The organism is Methylobacterium sp. FF17, assembly GCF_025813715.1.
In the GTDB taxonomy this organism is placed as follows: Bacteria; Pseudomonadota; Alphaproteobacteria; order Rhizobiales; family Beijerinckiaceae; genus Methylobacterium; species Methylobacterium flocculans.
This window is the reverse complement of record NZ_CP107532.1, coordinates 3,638,846-3,657,315: the sequence shown is the minus strand read 5'-3', so window position 1 is coordinate 3,657,315 and position 18,470 is coordinate 3,638,846. Positions and strand designations below refer to the sequence as shown.

Annotated in this window: 18 protein-coding genes; 2 read left to right on the top strand and 16 right to left on the bottom strand. The window is 69.0% G+C overall.

Annotated features, from left to right (window positions below; translation table 11 throughout):
- Positions 1-61: 61 nt before the first annotated feature.
- From OF380_RS17250 to OF380_RS17215, 8 genes are all read right to left on the bottom strand, one after another.
- Positions 62-676 (bottom strand): PepSY domain-containing protein, encoded by a 615-nt coding sequence (locus tag OF380_RS17250; protein WP_264046110.1) that lies wholly within the window; start codon positions 674-676, stop codon positions 62-64.
- Positions 677-815: 139 nt separating this feature from the next.
- A complete protein-coding gene (locus tag OF380_RS17245; protein ID WP_264046109.1) occupies positions 816-1,580 on the bottom strand; it encodes an SOS response-associated peptidase in 765 nt (254 codons plus the stop codon).
- 62 nt (positions 1,581-1,642) lie between these two features.
- A complete protein-coding gene (locus OF380_RS17240; RefSeq protein WP_264046107.1) occupies positions 1,643-3,328 on the bottom strand; it encodes a methyl-accepting chemotaxis protein in 1,686 nt (561 codons plus the stop codon).
- A gap of 93 nt (positions 3,329-3,421) precedes the next feature.
- Entirely contained in the window at positions 3,422-4,426 is a 1,005-nt protein-coding gene (locus OF380_RS17235) for a magnesium transporter CorA family protein (RefSeq protein WP_264046105.1), read from the bottom strand.
- Positions 4,427-4,436: 10 nt separating this feature from the next.
- Positions 4,437-5,297, bottom strand: a complete 861-nt coding sequence (locus OF380_RS17230) for an SDR family oxidoreductase (RefSeq protein WP_264046103.1) — start codon at positions 5,295-5,297, stop codon at positions 4,437-4,439.
- 3 nt (positions 5,298-5,300) lie between these two features.
- Positions 5,301-6,158 carry an SDR family NAD(P)-dependent oxidoreductase gene (locus OF380_RS17225; RefSeq protein ID WP_264046101.1) on the bottom strand — a complete coding sequence of 286 codons (858 nt, stop codon included), beginning with the start codon at positions 6,156-6,158 and terminating at the stop codon, positions 5,301-5,303.
- Positions 6,155-6,913, bottom strand: coding sequence for an enoyl-CoA hydratase-related protein (locus OF380_RS17220; protein WP_264046099.1), 759 nt, complete (start codon positions 6,911-6,913; stop codon positions 6,155-6,157). Before OF380_RS17220 ends, OF380_RS17225 begins: the two co-directional genes overlap by 4 nt.
- A 60-nt stretch (positions 6,914-6,973) precedes the next feature.
- Entirely contained in the window at positions 6,974-8,737 is a 1,764-nt protein-coding gene (locus tag OF380_RS17215) for an acyl-CoA dehydrogenase (protein WP_264046097.1), read from the bottom strand.
- A 120-nt stretch (positions 8,738-8,857) separates the two neighbouring features.
- Between OF380_RS17215 and OF380_RS17210 the strand changes: the two genes are divergently transcribed.
- Complete coding sequence (locus OF380_RS17210; RefSeq protein WP_264046096.1) at positions 8,858-9,871, top strand: L-threonylcarbamoyladenylate synthase; 1,014 nt, start codon at positions 8,858-8,860, stop codon at positions 9,869-9,871.
- Positions 9,872-10,020: 149 nt separating this feature from the next.
- Here OF380_RS17210 and OF380_RS17205 read toward each other — a convergent pair whose 3' ends face one another.
- The 8 genes from OF380_RS17205 to OF380_RS17170 all read right to left on the bottom strand — a co-directional run bounded on the left by OF380_RS17205 (position 10,021) and on the right by OF380_RS17170 (position 17,752).
- The gene (locus tag OF380_RS17205) at positions 10,021-10,482 is read right to left on the bottom strand and encodes a GreA/GreB family elongation factor (protein WP_264046094.1); all 462 of its coding nucleotides are present in this window, start codon (positions 10,480-10,482) and stop codon (positions 10,021-10,023) included.
- A gap of 58 nt (positions 10,483-10,540) precedes the next feature.
- The gene (gene acuI, locus OF380_RS17200) at positions 10,541-11,527 is read right to left on the bottom strand and encodes an acrylyl-CoA reductase (NADPH) (RefSeq protein WP_264046092.1); all 987 of its coding nucleotides are present in this window, start codon (positions 11,525-11,527) and stop codon (positions 10,541-10,543) included.
- Positions 11,528-11,633: 106 nt separating this feature from the next.
- The gene (locus OF380_RS17195) at positions 11,634-12,221 is read right to left on the bottom strand and encodes a hypothetical protein (protein ID WP_264046090.1); all 588 of its coding nucleotides are present in this window, start codon (positions 12,219-12,221) and stop codon (positions 11,634-11,636) included.
- A gap of 192 nt (positions 12,222-12,413) precedes the next feature.
- The gene (locus tag OF380_RS17190) at positions 12,414-13,487 is read right to left on the bottom strand and encodes a cell wall hydrolase (RefSeq protein WP_404810470.1); all 1,074 of its coding nucleotides are present in this window, start codon (positions 13,485-13,487) and stop codon (positions 12,414-12,416) included.
- Positions 13,488-13,604: 117 nt separating this feature from the next.
- Positions 13,605-13,868, bottom strand: coding sequence for a hypothetical protein (locus OF380_RS17185; RefSeq protein ID WP_264046087.1), 264 nt, complete (start codon positions 13,866-13,868; stop codon positions 13,605-13,607).
- Between the two features lie 192 nt (positions 13,869-14,060).
- Positions 14,061-16,733, bottom strand: coding sequence for a pyruvate, phosphate dikinase (gene ppdK, locus OF380_RS17180; RefSeq protein ID WP_264046085.1), 2,673 nt, complete (start codon positions 16,731-16,733; stop codon positions 14,061-14,063).
- 146 nt (positions 16,734-16,879) lie between these two features.
- Positions 16,880-17,032 carry a DUF3096 domain-containing protein gene (locus tag OF380_RS17175; protein ID WP_264046083.1) on the bottom strand — a complete coding sequence of 51 codons (153 nt, stop codon included), beginning with the start codon at positions 17,030-17,032 and terminating at the stop codon, positions 16,880-16,882.
- 78 nt (positions 17,033-17,110) lie between these two features.
- A complete protein-coding gene (locus tag OF380_RS17170; protein WP_264046081.1) occupies positions 17,111-17,752 on the bottom strand; it encodes a L,D-transpeptidase in 642 nt (213 codons plus the stop codon).
- A gap of 231 nt (positions 17,753-17,983) precedes the next feature.
- Here OF380_RS17170 and OF380_RS17165 point away from each other — a divergent pair, with 231 nt between their 5' ends.
- Positions 17,984-18,427 carry a VOC family protein gene (locus OF380_RS17165; protein ID WP_264046079.1) on the top strand — a complete coding sequence of 148 codons (444 nt, stop codon included), beginning with the start codon at positions 17,984-17,986 and terminating at the stop codon, positions 18,425-18,427.
- Positions 18,428-18,470: the final 43 nt, after the last annotated feature.

Genomic DNA, 18,470 nt, shown 5'->3' with positions numbered 1-18,470 from the left:
GAGACGCAATACGAAAGGGCGTCCCGCGACGCGGAACGCCCCCATTCGATGGATCGACGGCTCAGTCGTTCTTCACCACACCGTCCGGACCGATCTTGATCTCCTGCTCACGGTCCATGAGGGCGACCTTGATCTCGTACTCGACCGCCTTGCCCTCGCGCTCGACCTCGGCCTCGTACGCCTTGCCGCCCGGAAGCTTCTGCTCGGCGAGGGCGATGGCGTCCTTGAGGGAGACCTTTGCGGTCTGGAAGTCGGCCGGCTTCAGGCGGGTGAAGTAGCGCTCGATCGGCTGATTCTCGGTCTTGTAGAGCTCGTTCGTATCGGCGTTGATGCCGTACTCGACGAGCTTTCCGCTCGGATAGACCACCTTGATCGCGTAATGCGCCGGGTTCTTGCCGTCGGCCTTCTCGAAGTCGGCGTCGATGGCGCGGCCACCCTTCTCCTCACCCTTGCCCTCGGCCGTGGCGATCGCCTGGGCGAGGCTGGTCTTGGCGGATTTCGCGACCTGCCACTCCTTGAGGTTGTCGTCCTTCTTGGTCGCCTCGGTGGCGGTCGGCGCCCGGCCGGTGTTCTCGGGGTTCTTGGTCAGGTCAGGGTTCTGGGCGCTGGCCAGCCCGGTCGTCAGGGCAAGCAGGCTCGCGGCGGCGGCGAGGCGGAGCGGGTTCAGAATGGACATGGCGGGTCTCCCGTTTTCGGGTTGGTGTTGCCTGTCCTGAACGAGCGAGGCCCGACTTTCGTTGCAACGCAAAAATGCACGATGCGCGGCGTGAAACCCGGAGCGCGCGTAACACGAGCGGGTCGCCGGGGCCCGGTAATCAGAACAGGGCGCCCTGGGCGTCCTCGTCGCTGGAACGCGGCTGCTCGGCCGGCGGGCGGTCCACCTCGGCATCGCCCCGGCGCGGGGTATCCAGGGGTTCGATCAGGTCCGGTTCGTCGACACGGGCATTGTTGACCCGTGGGGAGACCGGATCCAGGGTCAGCCAGTCCTCCGGACATGGACGGCAGAGCCCCGTCGCCGCGTCCGGTTCCACGCTGCGCGTGTCGAGCCAGGATTCGATCTGATCGGGCGAGAGGATCGCGGGCATCCGATCATGCACCGCCGCCATGACGCCGTTGGCGTCCGTGGTGACGATGGCCGCCGTGTCCACCTCCGAGCCGTCCGCACCGAGCCAGTTCTCCCACAAACCAGCCAGCGCCATCGGCGCCCGGTCGGCGCGGCGGATCATGAAGGGGGTCTTCGTGGCCGTTTTGCCTCTGCCCTCCCGCCGCCACTCGTAGAAGCCGTCGGCCAGGAAGACGCAGCGGCGGTGGCGCAGGGCGCCGCGGAAGGTCGGCTTCTCGCGCAGCGTCTCGACCCGGGCGTTGATCACGAGGGGAAAGTCCTTCGGATCCTTGACCCAGCTCGGCCACAGGCCCCAGCGCACCAGCCGGAACTGGCGCCGGCCCCCTTCGGAGAGCACCACCGGCACGGGCTGAGTCGGGGCCACGTTGTAGCGCGGCGGGAAGTTCGGGACCTCCGGGTAGCCGTAGAAGGCCCGGAAGATCTCAGGCGCCTGAGCGATGAAGAAGCGTCCACACATGGCCGGACGATTCCGCATCCCCGTCCGCCGGGCAAGCCCCGGCGGAGGAAGCCCGGCCGCCTTCAGGCGGCGCGTACGCCGACGAGGAAGCGCTCGACCTCGTGGCCGAGATGTGCCGACTGGCGCGACAACTCCGAGGCCGAGGCCAGGACCTGCGCGGCGGCGGCGCCCGTCTCCTCGGCGGCACTGGCCACGCCCGCGATGTTGGCCGTCACCTCACCCGTGCCGGTGGCGGCCTGGGCGACGTTGCGAACGATCTCCTGCGTCGCCGCGCCCTGCTCCTCCACCGCCGCCGCGATCGACGTCGCGACCGTGCTGATCTCGCCGATGCGCCCACGGATCGCCGCGATGGCACGCACGCTTTCGGCCGTGGCACCCTGGATGCGGCCGATCTGCGTACCGATCTCGTCGGTGGCCCGTGCCGTCTGACCCGCCAACTCCTTGACCTCGGTGGCGACCACCGCGAAGCCTCGGCCGGCCTCGCCGGCCCGCGCCGCCTCGATCGTGGCGTTGAGCGCCAGCAGGTTCGTCTGCCCGGCGATGTCGGAGATCAGCTTGACCACGTCGCCGATGCGCGCGGTGGCGCCGCTGAGTTCCTGCACGAGGTCCGCGGTGGCGCTCGCCTCGCGCACCGCCGCCCCGGCGAGTTCGGCCGAACCCTGCACCTGCCGGCCGATCTCCTGGACGGACGAGCCGAGTTCCTCCGAGGCCGCCGCCACCGTCTCGACATTGGAGGCGGCCTCCTCGGCGGCGGCGGCGACCGAAACGGACTGGCGCGCCGTCTCGCTCGCGGTTCCACTCATGGCCTGGGCGGTGGCCTGCAGTTCCGCTGCGGCCCGACCGACAGACTCGACGATGCCGCCGACGACGCGCTCGAACCCTTCCGCCATTTCCCGCATGGTCTGCTGCCGCTGGGCCTGGGCTCCCGCGCGCGCGCGCTCTGTCTCGGCCTCCATCTGCTTCATCCGCGTGAGGTCGTCCTTGAAGCGCTGCACGGCATCCGCGATCCGGCCGATCTCGGTGCCGGTACCCTGGTGCGGGATCGTGACGTCGAGGTCGCCCATCGTCAGGCGGGTCATCGGATTCACCACGGAATCGATGCCGCGTGCGATGCTGCGCACGATGAACAGCGCGAGGAGGACTGCGAGGCCGACCGCCGCGGCGAGTGATGCCAGCGCGATCGCCTTCGTGCCTGCGGTGAGGGCGAGACCATCGGCCTCGGCGCGCGCGGCGCCCGCATCGTTGATCTCGATGAGCTTCTCCAGGGCAGTGGAGGCCTGGCGGCGCGGCTCGACGGCCTCGGACAGGTAGAGGCCGTAGGCTTGCGGTCCGCCGGTACGGGCCTTCACGAGGATGCCGTCGGCGACCGCGAAGAAGCGGGTCGCCGCCCGGCGAAACGCCTCGTATTCGGTGCGCTCGGCCTCGGAACTGATCAGCGGCCGGTAGGCCTCGGTGAGGGTCTCGACCTGCGCGCGCCGCTTGCCGATATCGGCCTCGATCTTGGCCAGATCGCCCGCATCCGCCGTCTGGGTCGCCCGCAGGAGGCTCGTGGTGTAGCGGGCGAGCGCCGTGTCGATGCGCCCGCTGGTGCGGACACTTGGAAGCCAGTTGGTCTGAACGTCGGATAGTAGAACGTTCATCCGGTCCATGCCCGAGATCCCGAGCCAACCGATTGCCAAGATGAACATCGTCATGAGAGAGAAGCTGGCAACCAGCCGGGTTCGGATGGTTGTTGTCTTCAGGGTCATTGAACCGCTCCGGAAACGTGCGCCCGCCAACCGGGCGACGTTGCGCGGCGTTACACTGCCTCGCGATCCTTAACGGGATGCATCGAATACTCGCTACAGCCACTTCTTCCATCGGAAGAATACGTAAGGCAGGACGGCCGCCACAACCATCATGACCACCGCCATGGGATAGCCGAACCCCCAGTCGAGCTCCGGCATCGCCTTGAAGTTCATGCCGTAGATCGAAGCGATCAGGGTCGGCGGCATGAAGACCACCGCCATGACCGAGAACAACTTGATGATGTTGTTCTGCTCGAGGTTCACGAGCCCGAGGGTGGCGTCGAGCAGGAACTGGATCTTCGAGGACAGGAAGGTCGCGTGTTCCTCCAGCGATTGCAGATCGCGCAAGGTCGAGCGCACGTCCTCGCGTAGTTCGCGCGGGGCCTTCGCGGTGCGATAGGTCGCCGAGAGGGAGAGCAGGATGCGCTCCATGGAGACGAGGCTCTCGCGCTGCTTCGAGATGAGGTCGCCGTGGCGTCCGAGCGCCCGCAGCGTGTCCTGCAGGGCCGTGTTGCGGGCGCCCGGGTCCTCCTTCTCCTCGAAGATCTTGCCCGACAACCGGTCGATGCGCTCGCCCTGGAGCTGGAGCACGTCGGCCGCCCGGTCGATCACCGTCTCGATGAGGCCCGCCAGGATGGTCTCGCCGGAGGGGATGGCGGAGGGACCGTTGCCGGTCGAGCGCCCGGCCCGCTGCGTATACATCCGGAAGGCCTGCGGCTCCTCGTAGCGCACCGTCACGAGGCGGTTGCCGCGCAGGATGAAGGTGATGCCGGCAAGCCCCGGCTCTTCCGCCTCGCTGACCTTGCTCAGCACCCGGCCGGTCATGTAGCGCGCCCCGTCCTCCACGTAGAGGAGTTCGGAGGGCTCGATGTCCTTCATCTCCTCGCGGGTCGGCACCGAGATGCCCATGAAGACCTCGACCTTGAGGTCCTCCTCACGGCTTGGGCGCACCATGTCGAGCCAGACGGTGTCGTCGGGGATCGGCTCCTGCAATTCGAGGGAACGGCGCTCGAGCAGAGTCTGCCCGGCGCCGGCGACCGGCTGGTGGATGAAGATCACGCGGGATGTCTCAGGCGAAGGCCCCGGAAGGCGGTGTGCTCGCATCCGGCACGAAGAAGTCCGGCGCAAGAGGGATGCCGGGTGTGACGCGGTATTTTGAAAAGTCCGTGACACCCTGCTTTGCCAGGAAGCTGTCGTCGATCAGGAAGCGGCCCGTCGTCTCGCGGGCGGGCAGGCAGAAGAGCGCATGGGCGGCATCCGCCAAGATCTCGGGCGTGCGGCTCGCCTGCATCAGCGCCGCCCCGCCGAGGAGGTTCTGCACCGCCGCCGTTGCGATGGTGGTGCGCGGCCAGAGCGCGTTCACCGCGATGCCCTGGCGCTTCAATTCGCCCGCCAGCCCCAGCACGCAGAGCGACATGCCGTACTTGGCGATGGAATAGGCCAGATGCGGCGCGAACCACTTCTCGGCCATGTCGAGAGGCGGTGACAGCATCACGATGTGCGGGTTTTCGGCCCGGGCCAGATGCGGGATCGCGTACTTGCTGACCATGTAGGTGCCACGCGTGTTGATGCCGTGCATCAGGTCGAAGCGCTTCATCTCGGTCTCGGGCGTGCGGGTCAGCGAGATCGCGCTCGCGTTGTTCACCACGATGTCGATGCCGCCGAAGGTGGCCGCCGTGGCCTCGATGGCGCCTGCGACGCCGGCCTCGTCGCGCACGTCCACCAGCAGCGGCAGGGCCCGGCCCCCGGCCGCCTCGATGGCGGCGGCGGCGGTGTGGATGGTGCCTTCGAGCTTCGGATGCGGCGTGTCGGTCTTGGCCGCGATGGCGATGTTCGCGCCGTCCCGCGCCGCCCTCAGGCCGATGGCGAGGCCGATCCCGCGCGAGGCCCCGGTGATGAACAGCGTCTTGCCCTTGAGTGAACCCGTCATGTCTCAAACCTCCTCGGGGCTGACGCGAAAGCGCGGCGGCCGTGAGCCGTCGATATCGGTGAAGCCGTATTCGGCGGCGCAATCGCCGGCATGCAGGATGCGTCCGGCGCGCGCGGCGACGCCGGGGTCGGCCGCCAGGGCGGCGAGCGCACGGCCCGCATAGAGCGGGCTCTCCGTGGCCCGGTCGGCATGGCCGATCGCGACGGCGCGCTCGGTGCGGACGAAGCCGGGCGAGAGGCCGAGCGCCGTCACGCCGTGGGGCCCCAGTTCCTCTGCGCAGGCGCGGGCGAGGCGGTTCGTTGTGGCCTTGGCGAGGTCGTAGAAGATGTCGCCCAGATAGGCGCCATCCGTATCGAAGGACACGAAGGCCAGGAGGCCGGTCCTAGCGGAAACCATGGCGGGGGCGACGGCGCGGGCGAGCAGGAGGGCCGGATAGGGACCGCCTGCGAAGAATTCGGAGAACGGCTCGGCCGAGCGGCGCCAGAACGGCGTGCCCCAGGCCGCCCCATCCGCGTAGCGCTCTCCGTCATAGCCCTCGTTCCCGCCCCACACGCTCGACACGGCGACGTCGATCCGGCCGAACCGGCGCAGGACCCAGTGGACGAGGGTGTCGACCGCGCGCTCGCTGGTGTGGTCGCAGAGGTAATGGTGCCCTTCGCCTCCGGCCGCATCGACGGCGCGGGCGGTGTCCTCGATGGTCTCGGGCCGCCCCTCGGTGCGCGGCCCCGTCTCGCTGGAGCGGGCGGTGACGATGACGGTGGCCCCGGCTTCGCCGAGTCCCTGGGCGATACCCCGCCCTACCCCGCGCGAGGCCCCGGCGACGAGGCAGATTTTTCCGCGAAGATCGGGGCCGGCGCTCACGCGGGCTTGGCCCGGCCGAGGAAGCGCGCGAAGGCGGCCTGTGCTTCCGGAGCGCGCAGGCGCTCCTCGAAGGCGACGGCCTCGGCCTCGAGCGCCGCCTCCATCGCGGCCTGGTCGCCCCGGATCAGCGCCCGCGTGGCCTGCACGGCACCGCGCGGCAATCCGGCGAGGCGCGCGCCCTGCGCGTAGGCGTGATCGAGCAGGAGGTCGGCGGGCATCACGCCGTTGACGAGGCCGAGATCCAGCGCCGCGTCCGCGTCGAATCCCTCGCTCAGCAGCAGCATCTCGGTGGCCTTGAGGAGACCGACCCGGCGCGGCAGCAGGTAGCTGGAGGCCGCCTCCGGCGCGAGGCCGAGTTCCACGAACGGCATGCGGAAGCGCGCGGCAGGGCTCGCATAGACGAGGTCGCAATGCAGGGTCAGGGTCGTGCCGATGCCCACCGCGATACCGTCGACCGCTGCGATCATCGGTGTGCGTGTGCGGGCGAGCTGGCGGATGAAATGGAGGGCGGGCGCCTCGCTGAAGGGGTGGCGCGCGCCGGCGACGAAATCGGCGAGGTCGTTGCCGGCGCTGAACGCCCCGGCGCTTCCCGCGAACACGACGGCCCCGACGGCCTCCGTCGCATCGGCGCCTGCCAGGGCCTCCCGCATCGCATCGTACATGGCGCCGGTGAGCGCGTTCTTCTTACCCGGTCGGTCGATGCGGATGAGGCGGACGCCTTCGGGCCTGTCCTCGATCGCGATGTGCTCGCTCATGCTCGCCCTGACCCTCGTGCTGGTTTCGCGCCGGTATCCCCGGTGGACGGCCGGACCGGTTCAGCCGGCCAGGGCGAGCCCCGCCTCGTCCGTGAAGTCCCCGCCGGCGATCACGCTCTCCTCCAGGCCGCCGGCGGCGGTGAGCAGGTTGTCGGCGAAGAACCGGGCGAGCGCGATGCGGCCGCCATGCGCCGGATCGGTGTCGCCGCTCCGCAGCGCCGCGCTCGCCGCGCGCGCGCCCTGGGCGAGGCAGGCCCCGCCCTGGACGAGGCCGAACAGGCGCAGATACGGCGTGGCGCCCGCCAGCGCCGCTTCGGGCCGGTTCGAGGCCAGCGCCTTCAACTGGAAACTCGTGGCCCGGTCGAGGCTCTCGATCCCGGCGCGCAGGCGCGCGCCAATGCGACCGTGGGCGGGATCGGGATCCTTGAGGAAGCCTTCGGCGATCCGGCGCAGGTCCGCGATCTGCGCCCGCACCGTCGCCCCGCCGTTCAGCGGCAGCTTGCGCGAGACGAGGTCGATGGCCTGGATGCCGTTCGTGCCCTCGTATATCCCGAGGATGCGCGCGTCGCGCATGTGCTGCGCCGCGCCGGTCTCCTCTACGAAACCCATGCCGCCATGGACCTGCACGCCGAGCGACGTGACCTCGTTGGCGATGTCGGTGGAGAACGCCTTGGCCACGGGCGTCAGCAGCGAGGCGCGGTCATGGGCCGCCTGCCCCTCGGGTCCGCGCGCCGCATCGAGGGCGGCGGCCGTGAGATAGCAGATGCCGCGCGCTGCCTGGGTACAGGCCTTCATGGTGAGCAGCATGCGCTGCACGTCGGCATGGGCGATGATCGGGCTCGTCTCGGCGGCTCCCGGCGCCCGGCCCTGGCGGCGGTCGCGGGCATAGCCGAGGGCCTGCTGGGTCGCACGCTCGGCGATCCCGACCCCCTGCAGGCCCACGTTGAGACGAGCGGAGTTCATCATGGTGAACATGCAGGCGAGCCCGCGATTCTCCTCGCCGATGAGCCAGCCGATGGCGCCGCCCGCATCGCCGAAGGCCATGGAGCAGGTCGGCGAACCGTGGATGCCGAGCTTGTGCTCGATGCCGGAGCAGCGCAGGTCGTTGCGGCTCCCGTCCGGCAGCACCTTCGGTACGAGGAACAGGGAGATGCCGCGCGTGCCCGCGGGCGCGTCCTTGAGCCGGGCCAGCACGAGGTGAACGATGTTGTCGGTGAGATCGTGCTCGCCGTAGGTGATGTAGATCTTGGCGCCGACGATCCTGTAGCTGCCGTCGCTCATCCGCTCCGCCCGGCTGCGCAACTGGGCGAGGTCCGAGCCGGCCTGCGGCTCGGTGAGGTTCATGGTGGCGGTCCACTCGCCGGAGACGAGCTTGCCGAGATAGTGCGCCTTGAGTTCGTCCGAGCCGTGCTGGGCCAGGGCCTCGATGCCACCGGCCGTGAGCAGCGGGCAGAGGCCGAAACTGAGGCTGCCCGCGTTCCACATCTCCGTGCAGGGGGCGTTGAGGAGCAGGGGCAGGCCCTGCCCGCCATGGTCCGGATCCGCGCTGAGGCCGTTCCAACCACCGTCGATCCAGGTCCGGTATGCCGCGCGCCAGCCCGGCGCGGTGGTGATCGCACCGTCCGCCAGCGTCGTGCCGTGGCGGTCCCCGACCCGGTTCAGGGGAGCGATCACCGCCTCCGCCACCCTGCCGGCCTCGCCCAGGATCGCCGCCGCGTCCTCCGGTCCAATCTCGGCGTGCGGGCTCGTAGCCAGAACGGCATCGAGCCCCGCCACGTGGCGCAGGGTGAACAGCATATCGGCGACCGGTGCGCGATAGGTCATCGTGGTTCCTCCCACGCCGTGTTGGCCCCCGGCGCTTACGGGTCGTGTTTGACGCAAGGCCGGGCCGAACGCTAGGGCGGGGCGATTCTGGTCCGCCGTCCCTCGGGAGATAGTTTAGATATGAACGATCTCGGGTCAATCCCCGATGGTAAGGTCTGGGCCGGGGGCACGCGTCGCCTTCGCGGCGATGCCGCCGGCGTGACGGAGGCGGCCGACCTGATCCGGCGGGGTGCCGTGGTTGGATTTCCGACGGAGACGGTCTACGGTCTTGGCGCGGATGCGACCGATGCCGTGGCGGTGGCCCGGATCTTCGCGGCCAAGGAGCGCCCGCAATTCAACCCGCTCATCGCGCATCTGCCGGATGCGGCGGCTGCCTACGCGGAAGGCAGATTCGACGCCAGTGCCCGGACGCTGGCCGAAGCGTTCTGGCCCGGCCCCCTCACCCTCGTGGTCCCGGCCTCGGCGAAGTGTGGGGTCTGCGATCTCGCCCGAGCCGGCTTGCCGAGCGTCGCGCTGCGGGTACCCGGCAACGAACTCGCGCGCGACCTCCTCGCGCGCGTTGGTCGCCCCGTCGCCGCCCCATCGGCGAACCGCTCCGGGCGGGTGAGCCCGACCGCCGCCGGGCATGTCCTCGCCGACCTCGATGGCCGGATCGCGGCGGTGCTCGATGGTGGGGAGACGCCGGTGGGCGTCGAATCCACGGTCGTCGCATGCCTCGGAGGTCCGCCGCGCCTGTTGCGGCCGGGCGGGATCACCCGCGAGGCCCTGGTCGCATGCCTCGGCTTCGAACTCGACGGTGCGGAGCCAGGGGCTGGAATGAACCCTGTCGGGCCGGGCCTGCTGGCGTCGCATTATGCGCCCCGGGCGCGGGTGCGCCTCGATGCGACCGCCATCGCGGCCGGCGAGGCCGTATTGCTGTTCGGTTCCGACCTGCCGTCCGGCTCCGAGACGGCCCAAGCGCTGTTCAATCTCAGCCCGGCTGGCGACCTGACGGAGGCGGCGGCCCGCCTCTTCTCCGCGCTTCGGCATCTCGATGCGCAGGGGGTCGAAACGATCGCCGTGGTCCCCATTCCCGCGACCGGCCTCGGCGACGCCATCAACGACCGCCTTCACCGCGCGGCTGCACCGCGCTGAAAGTTTTCTTGCGGACGCTCGGAACAAAGAACGGGGACGCCCGTTTCCTGTCCACGAAGGCCATCTAAGCCCCCATTGGCCTTTACCCTTCCAGGGCTCGGAGAAATCCGAGCCTTTTTTCTTGTCCCAGATTCGATGGTGACGCCGCCTTAGGCGATGTCGGTGATTTCGGCCTCGTGTCCGTTCACATCGACGACGTCGCCGATCACCTTCCCTGTCAGGGCTCGCGCCATGGGCGAGACGTAGGAGAGGGTACCGTGTGCCGGATCGGCCTCGTCCTCGCCGACAATGCGGAACACCTGCCGGGTGTCGGTGTCCAGCAGGATCGTGACGGTCGAGCCGAACCGGACGACATCGCCCGGCATCGGATCGACGCGTCGCGCGGTCCCGAGACGCGCGGTCCAGTAATGCAAATCGCGCGTGACGCGTGCCTCGTCGGCCTTCGCGCCGGGTTTCAGCGCTGCGAACTCTGTTTGAAGACGGGCGACTTCGCCCTCGATCCGGGCGAGACCCTCCGCGGTGACGAAATTCGGATGGGGCGAGATCGCCCGGTCCGGTAGATCCTCGAAGGCTTCGCCACCCTCACGTTCGCGTACAAATGCCTGGCTCATGAGGGAAAAACGTTCGGCGTCGGATCGCGGTTCCGCGCCGTGCCACCCTCCCCCGCCCTCAGGCGATCTCCACCACGGTCCGGCCGCGCACCCGGCCCGCGAGGATCGCTTCCGCAACGGTATCCACACCGGGCAACGGGACGGTCTGCGTCATCGCGGCGAGTTTGTCGTGGTCGAGCTCCCGTGCGAGCCGCGCCCAGGCCTCGCGGCGCTTGGGCTGAGGCGTGGTCACGCTGTTGATGCCGAGGAGCGAGACGCCGCGCAGGATGAAGGGCGCCACGGAGGTCGGCAGGTCCATACCCTGCGCGAGGCCGCACGCGGCCACGGCGCCATCCGACGTCGTCCCGGCGAGCACGTTGGCGAGGGTGGTCGAGCCCACCGCATCGATTGCCGCCGCCCAGCGCTCCTTCGCCAGCGGCTTGCCGGGTTTCCCGAGTTCGGCGCGGTCGAGGATCTCGGAGGCGCCGAGGTCGCGAAGATAGGGTTCCTCCGATGCGCGTCCGGTGGATGCGATCACGTGCCATCCGGCCTGCGCCAGCAGCGCCACCGCGACGGAGCCGACGCCGCCAGAGGCCCCCGTGACGAGGGCCGGCCCCTGCTCCGGGGTGACGCCGTGGTGATCGAGCGCCATCAAACACAGCATCGCGGTGTAGCCCGCCGTTCCGATCGCCATGGCCTGGGCGGGGGTCAAACCCTGCGGCAGGGGCACGAGCCAGTCCCCCTTCACCCGCGCGCGCTGGGCATAGGCGCCGAGATGCGTTTCTCCGACGCCCCAGCCGGTGAGCACCACCGGGTCGCCGGCCTTGTACTCCGGATGGTCCGAGGCCTCGACCACGCCTGAGAAATCGATGCCCGGGATCATGGGAAAGCGCCGCACCACGGGCGAGCGCCCGGTCATCGCCAGGCCGTCCTTGAAATTTACCGTGGAGTGAGTGAGCCGGACGGTCACGTCGCCTTCCATCAGGTCGGCATCGTCGAAATCCTTGAAGGCGAGCGATTGCCCCGTCTCGGTCTTCTCGACGACCCAAGCCTTGAACTGACCCATGGCGCACCCTCCGGTTCGGCTCATGAGGTGTGGCGGCGCGGCCTCGAATCAAGCGGCCCCGGAGCGTTGGCACCCGGGGCCGGTCGAACAGGCTCGGCGTTGCGGCTCAGTAGCCGTCGTAGATGCTGCCCGAGGAGAAGCCGAGGCCGACGCCGACATCGGCCGAGCTGGCGCCGGTGATGCCGAAGGCATCGGGCAGGGAGCCGACGGCGAGGCTCGGACCGAAGGTGCCAGGATACCCGCCCTGACCGTAATTCGCCGGAACCCAGCCCGAGCGGGCGGGCTGCACGAGCACGCGGCGGCGCACGCTGGCATATTGCGCCGGGATCGTCTCGGGGATGGACTGGGCCGGTTGGACGAGCACCCGGCGATGGCGCACGGAGTAGCGGGGCGGAACGTCGACCCAGCAGCCGATGAGCTCGCCGTATGCATCGCGGCGGGTCTGCCAGACGCGGCCGCCCGGCGCCACCAGAATGCGCTCCGACACGGTTTCGTAGACCGGCGGGATGGTGCGGTACACCGTTTCGGGCGGTCGCACGAGGACGCGCTCGGAGACGGCGCCGTAGATCGGCGGCGCGTTGACGTGCCGGTAGCACTCGGCCCCGCCGCAGCCCCCGGCCTCGGCGGACGCTGTGGTGATGACGGCGCCGGCGATGGCGGCGAGAAGCAGGCGTGGGGTGACCGGCGCGGTCATATCGGGTTCCTCGGGGCTCAAAAGGCTGAAACGGCGGGATGGCACACGGGTGCGCGCATCCTCGACGTATCAGAGGCCGCCAAGTTGCCGGTCGGGCAAGCTCAATCCAGAGTCAGGGTAAAATTAACCCAAGCTTAGGACTACCGAGATGTTGCAGTGCTTAGGTAAGAATCCGCGGAACGATTCAGGAAATCAGGTCTGACCGCGCTTGAGCTGATAGAAGATGTGCCGTCCGATGACATCCATCTTCCTCAGGCGCCGCGACCAGCCGGGCTTGACGTAATCGGCATGGTAGTGGGTCGCGCCGCCGACCTCGCTCAGATAGGTCCGCCCCTCGATCACCGCGCTGGCGATGCGGGTCGCACTCTGCCACGAGGGCCCGTCGGTGATGCGCAGGGACTTGCCTTCACAGGCGAAGGAGAACTGGCAGCCCATGTAACGGTGGCGGTTCTGATAGACCACGCCGCAGACGTTGCCGGGATAGAGCCCACTCTTGACGCGGTTCAGCACGACCTGGGCGACGGCGGCCTGCCCTTCTTCCGGCTCGCTCCGGGCCTCGAAATACACGGCTTCCGCCAGGCAGCGTTGCTCCCGGTCCATGGCATCCGGGCCGATCAGGTCCGCATAGCGATGACGGGCGATATCGGGCACGACCCCGGCGCCCGGCGTGGTCGCGCCGTCCGCCTCGTTCGCGCGAGGGGACAGACCGGGAAAGGTCAGGCTCGTGGCGGCGACTTCGATCGGCGTCGCGTCGGCGGGGGCGGGCGTGGTGGAGGACAGGGCCTCTGCGCGAGGGATCGCGGGCGTCGCTCCGTCCTCGACGACGATCACGCCGTCGTCTCCCGCCGTCCATGACGGGTCGCGTTCGGTCATCGGTACGAAGCCCGCGTCGAGATCCGGTTTCCATGCGGCGGAGCCGGGGGCGAGCAGACCACCATCGGGATCCGCGTTCCCGGTGCTGACCAGGAGAAGCCGCGCCTCCCCGTCCGGCGTCGGATGAGGCGCTCCGCTCTCCGTGCCGTCGATCCGCGCGGCGTAACGCCGGGCGGGACGTGTGCGGGTTTCGGTTCCGATCAGACGGGCGCCGGGCGAGGCCGTCAGGGCAGCCCGCCTAGCCTGCTCGGCATGACCCGCCGCGCCGGCGGACAGGTCCGTCCCAGCCGTCGCGGTGAAGGACACGAGGAAACCCATCCCGGCGGCCCAGGGCACCATGGCGGTGCTGAGCCAGCGCAGGTGCGACGTGCGTCGTAACCGTCTCGTAGCCACGCAACCGACCCATACTCGAATGCCACGCGCCCCAACCACCTACTCCCAGCAGGGGGACGGTGGCCGACACGTCGAACTATCGAGCGTTATGGTTGCGAAGCGGTTAAGGCCCGGCGCTCAGAGCGCGCCGGGGCGCCCATGCGTGGCGGCGAGGTGGCCGATGACCGTGGCCAGGCTCGAGCGTTCCGCACCATTCCGGCCTGCGATCCGCTCCGCATCGGCGCTGCTCTGGGTCGCGACCGCGAAGACGAACAGACCGATCGTGGCCAAGCCGCCCAGGCCGGCAACGACCCAGAGATAGGCCTGCTGGACCGCCCGGGGCAACGGAACCGCAACGGGGGTTTCGTTCATGAAGAGAGGAGGTGGGCTGGTATCGTTCATGCCGGCGATCCCACGCGTTGTCTGCCGCCCCTGTGAGCAGGATGACCCGCGCGCAACGGTTCGGCACTAGCACTGAACGTGCCCGCGCGTCATCGGTTCGCCGCGTTTTCGACAATTTGTTGAACGGGACGTTCACAGGAAAGTCGGGGCGGCCGAGGGCCGCCCCGAACTCGGTTCCGGTGCGTCTTAGCCTTACTTGGCGCCCTTGGCCGCGAGGGCCGCCTGGGCCGCCGCGAGGCGGGCGATCGGCACGCGGTAAGGCGAGCACGACACGTAGTCGAGGCCGACCTCCTGGCAGAACCCGATCGAGGCCGGATCGCCGCCGTGCTCGCCGCAGATGCCGAGCTTGATGTCGGGCCGCACCGCGCGGCCGCGCTCGACGCCGATGCGCACCAGTTCGCCGACACCTTCCTGGTCGATCGAGATGAACGGGTCGGCGGCGAGGATGCCCTTTTGGGTGTAGGCCCCGAGGAAGGTCGCTGCATCGTCGCGGGAGATGCCGAGCGCCGTCTGCGTCAGGTCGTTGGTGCCGAAGGAGAAGAACTCCGCCGTCTCGGCGATGTCGCCGGCGCGCAGGGCAGCGCGGGGCAGCTCGATCATGGTGCCCACCTGGTAATCGACGGTGCCGCCGGTCTCGGCAGCAACCGCCTTCGCCATGGCGTCGATGCGATCCTTGACGATGTCGAACTCCCGCTTCGTGAACACCAGCGGGACCATGACCTCGGGGGTCACGGGGGCGCCGGTCTCCTTGGCGGCCTGGACAGCGGCCTCGAAGATCGCGCGCGCCTGCATCTCGGCGATTTCCGGGAAGGCGATGGCGAGGCGGCAGCCGCGGAACCCGAGCATCGGATTGAACTCGTGCAGCTCCGTCATGCGCCGGCGCAGCTTCTCCTCCGATACGCCGGTGCTCGTTGCGACGTCCCGCACTTCCTCGTCCGTGTGCGGCAGGAATTCGTGCAGCGGCGGATCGAGCAGGCGGATCGTGACGGGCAGACCCGACATGATGGTGAACAGCTCGACGAAGTCCTGGCGCTGGTAGGGCAGGATCTTGGCGAGCGCCGAGCGGCGACCCTCGACGTCGTCGGCGAGGATCATCTCGCGCACGGCGACGATGCGGTCGCCCTCGAAGAACATGTGCTCGGTGCGGCAGAGGCCGATGCCCTCGGCGCCGAAGTTGCGGGCGGCGCGCGCATCGGTGGGGGTGTCGGCGTTGGTGCGGACCTTCATGGTGCGCACCTTGTCGGCCCAGCCCATCAGGGTGGCGAACTCACCCGACAGGGACGGCTCCAGCATCGCCACCTCGCCCAGCAGGACCTGGCCCGTGGAACCGTCGATGGTGATCCGGTCGCCGGCCTTCAGGACGGTACCGGCCACGGTGAGCGTGCCCGCCTTGTAGTCGACGCGGATGGAGCCGACCCCGGAGACGCAGGGCTTGCCCATGCCGCGCGCCACCACGGCGGCGTGGGAGGTCATGCCGCCGCGCGTCGTCAGGATGCCCTCGGAGGCGTGCATGCCGTGGATATCCTCCGGCGAGGTCTCCACACGCACAAGGATACACTTGCGCTCCGCCTTGCGGGCGGCCTCGGCATCCTCGGAGTTGAAGACGATCTCACCCGTGGCGGCGCCCGGCGAGGCGGGCAGGCCGGCAGCGATGACCTTGCGCTCCGCCTTGGGGTCGATGGTCGGGTGCAGGAGCTGGTCGAGGGCAGCCGGCTCGACGCGGCCGATGGCCTCCTCCTCGGTGATCAGACCTTCCGCCGCCAGATCGACGGCGATCCGCAGGGCCGCCTTCGCGGTGCGCTTTCCGTTGCGGGTCTGGAGCATCCAGAGCTTCCCGCTCTCGATGGTGAACTCCATGTCCTGCATGTCGCGGTAGTGGTTCTCGAGGAGGCCGTAGATCCGCACCAGCTCGCCGTAGGAGTCGGGCATTGCCAGCTCCATCGAGGGGCGGTCGGACTTCGCCTCGATGCGGGCCTTCTCGGTGATGTCCTGCGGGGTGCGGATGCCCGCCACCACGTCCTCGCCCTGTGCGTTGATCAGGAACTCGCCGTAGAGCGCGCGCTCGCCGGTGGACGGGTTGCGCGTGAATGCGACGCCGGTGGCCGAGGTGTCGCCCATGTTGCCGAACACCATGGCCTGCACGTTGACGGCCGTACCCCAGCTCTCCGGAATGCTGTTCAGCTCACGGTACTTCTTGGCGCGCGGGATCATCCAGGAATCGAACACCGCGCCGATGGCGCCCCAGAGCTGGTCCTCGGGTGCCTGCGGGAAGTCCGAGCCGTGCTCGGCCTTCACGATGGCCTTGTACTTGCCGACGAGATGCTTCCAATCGTCCGCGCCGAGCTCGGTGTCGAGGCTGACGCCCTTCTCTTCCTTGTAATGCTCCAGCGCCTCCTCGAAGGCGTGGTGCTCCACGCCCAGCACTACGTTCGAGTACATGGTGATGAAGCGGCGGTAGGAATCGTAGGCGAAGCGCGGGTCTCCGGCTCCTTGGGCAAGCGCCTCGACGGTGACGTCGTTGAGGCCGAGGTTGAGCACGGTGTCCATCATGCCCGGCATCGAGGCGCGGGCGCCAGAGCGGACCGAGACGAGGAGCGGGGTCTGCGGATCGCCGAACCCGCGTCCGGTGAGGGCGCCGACTGCATCGAGCGCGGCCTGGACCTCGGCCTTCAGCTCGGCGGGATATTGCTGCCCGTGGTCGTAATAGTAGGTGCAGACTTCCGTCGTGATGGTGAAGCCGGGGGGCACAGGCAGGCCGAGATTCGACATCTCGGCGAGGTTCGCGCCCTTGCCACCCAGCAGGTTGCGCATGGACGACTGGCCCTCGGCCTTGCCGTCACCGAAGGAGTAGACCCATTTGCCCATTTGTATCCGTCCGCTTGCAGGAGTGAAACGCGCCCCATGCCTAACACGGCGGGTTGGACCATCTCGTGCTGCAACGCAAGATGAACGGCACGGCCAAGCCTGAACGTCGTAACGGTTTCAGCTTCCTGTAACCCCTCGGCACAACCTCAGGATAGGGAGCGGAAGACTCCCAGGCCGATAAGGCCAACGAGGATCAGGTAAATGGCGACGATGAAGTTCAACAGTCGCGGCACGATCAGGATGAGGATGCCGGCCGCCAGTGCAATGATCGGTTGAAGGCTGGAGATGGTGATGGTCATCGCGCGTGGTCCTTCACTTCCGTTCGTCGGCCGCGTGTCCCTCGCGGCCGGCTTTCGTCGCGTCCGAGTGGCGGCGACTTAGACCCGGTACTTCCCGTTCCTCTTGATGAGCACCGTCGCTCCCACGGGAACACGCTCGTAGAGATCGACGATGTCCTCATTCAACATGCGCACGCAGCCGGAGGACATCTGCTCACCGATGCTCCACGGTTCGTTGGTGCCGTGAATGCGGAACAGGATGTCGCGAGATCCCTGGTAGAGGTACAGGGCGCGCGCTCCGAGCGGGTTGTCCACGCCGCCCTTGAGCGTGCGGGGCAGGTCCGGATTCAGCGAGACCATCGTCGTGGTGGGGCGCCAATCGGGCCAGGTTCCCTTTCGTCCGACCCGGGCCTGCCCCTTCCAGGAAAAGCCGAGCTTGCCGACGCCGACACCGTACTGCAGGGCCGTGCCGTCCTCCTGAACCAGGGCGAGCTGGCGGGCGTCGATATCGACCACGATGGTCCCGGGCTTCTCGGGGCCGGTGTAGCGCACCACCTGGCGGCGGTATTTCGGGTCGAGGCGCGCCGTGTCGACGAGGGGCACGTCGAACGGCTTGTCCGGCATCGTCCCGGTGTACCAGGCGGCCTCGTCGTTCTGCGCCGTGGCCAGCGGTCCCCGCGATTGGCAGGCGGCCAGGGGGGCCAGCAGGATCAGGCCAAGGGCAAGGCGGCGGGGCGGCATGGACGGCTCCACGATTCGACGTGTCGGACGACAGTTGTCTCCTGACTAGCCTCGCTCAGCGGCAAAGGTTGTGTCTTTCCCGCCGCAGGGTGGATGCCGCGTACGGTACGAGGCGCCTTGATCTCGCCGCATCCTCGCGAGGGCCACCCTCTTCGGTTCAACCGACGGTATTGCACGCCGGGACACCCGCCCCCATGATCGGCCCCGCTCCCGGACACGGCAGGATGCGACATGGCCGATACGCAGACGCTCACGACGATCGATGTGGAGGCGCCTGTCGCCGGCCTCGCGCCCGCCATCCACCTCGACCACTGCGTCATCCACGTCACCGACTGGGAGCGTTCCAACGCGTTCTACCGAGATGTGATGGGCGCGGAGGTCATCTCACTGGGCGTCGGCTCCGCCTATCGGTTCGGCGGGGTTCAGCTGAACGTCCACGGGCCCGGGGTCGAGGCGACGCCGCTCGCCGAACGACCGGTGATGCCCGGCAACAGCGACCTGTGTTTCCGCTGGTCAGGGCCGATCAAGACGGCTGCTGCGCATCTCGCCGCCCACGGCGTCCCCATCGAACTGGGGCCCGTGGAACGCAACGGCGCGGCCGGGCTCGGGATCAGCGTGTATTTCCGCGACCCGGACGGTTCCCTGATGGAATTCATCACCTATCCGGAGGCGTGAGGCCGCCGATCCCGACGCTTCGCGTCGGACCCTCCGCTCCGAC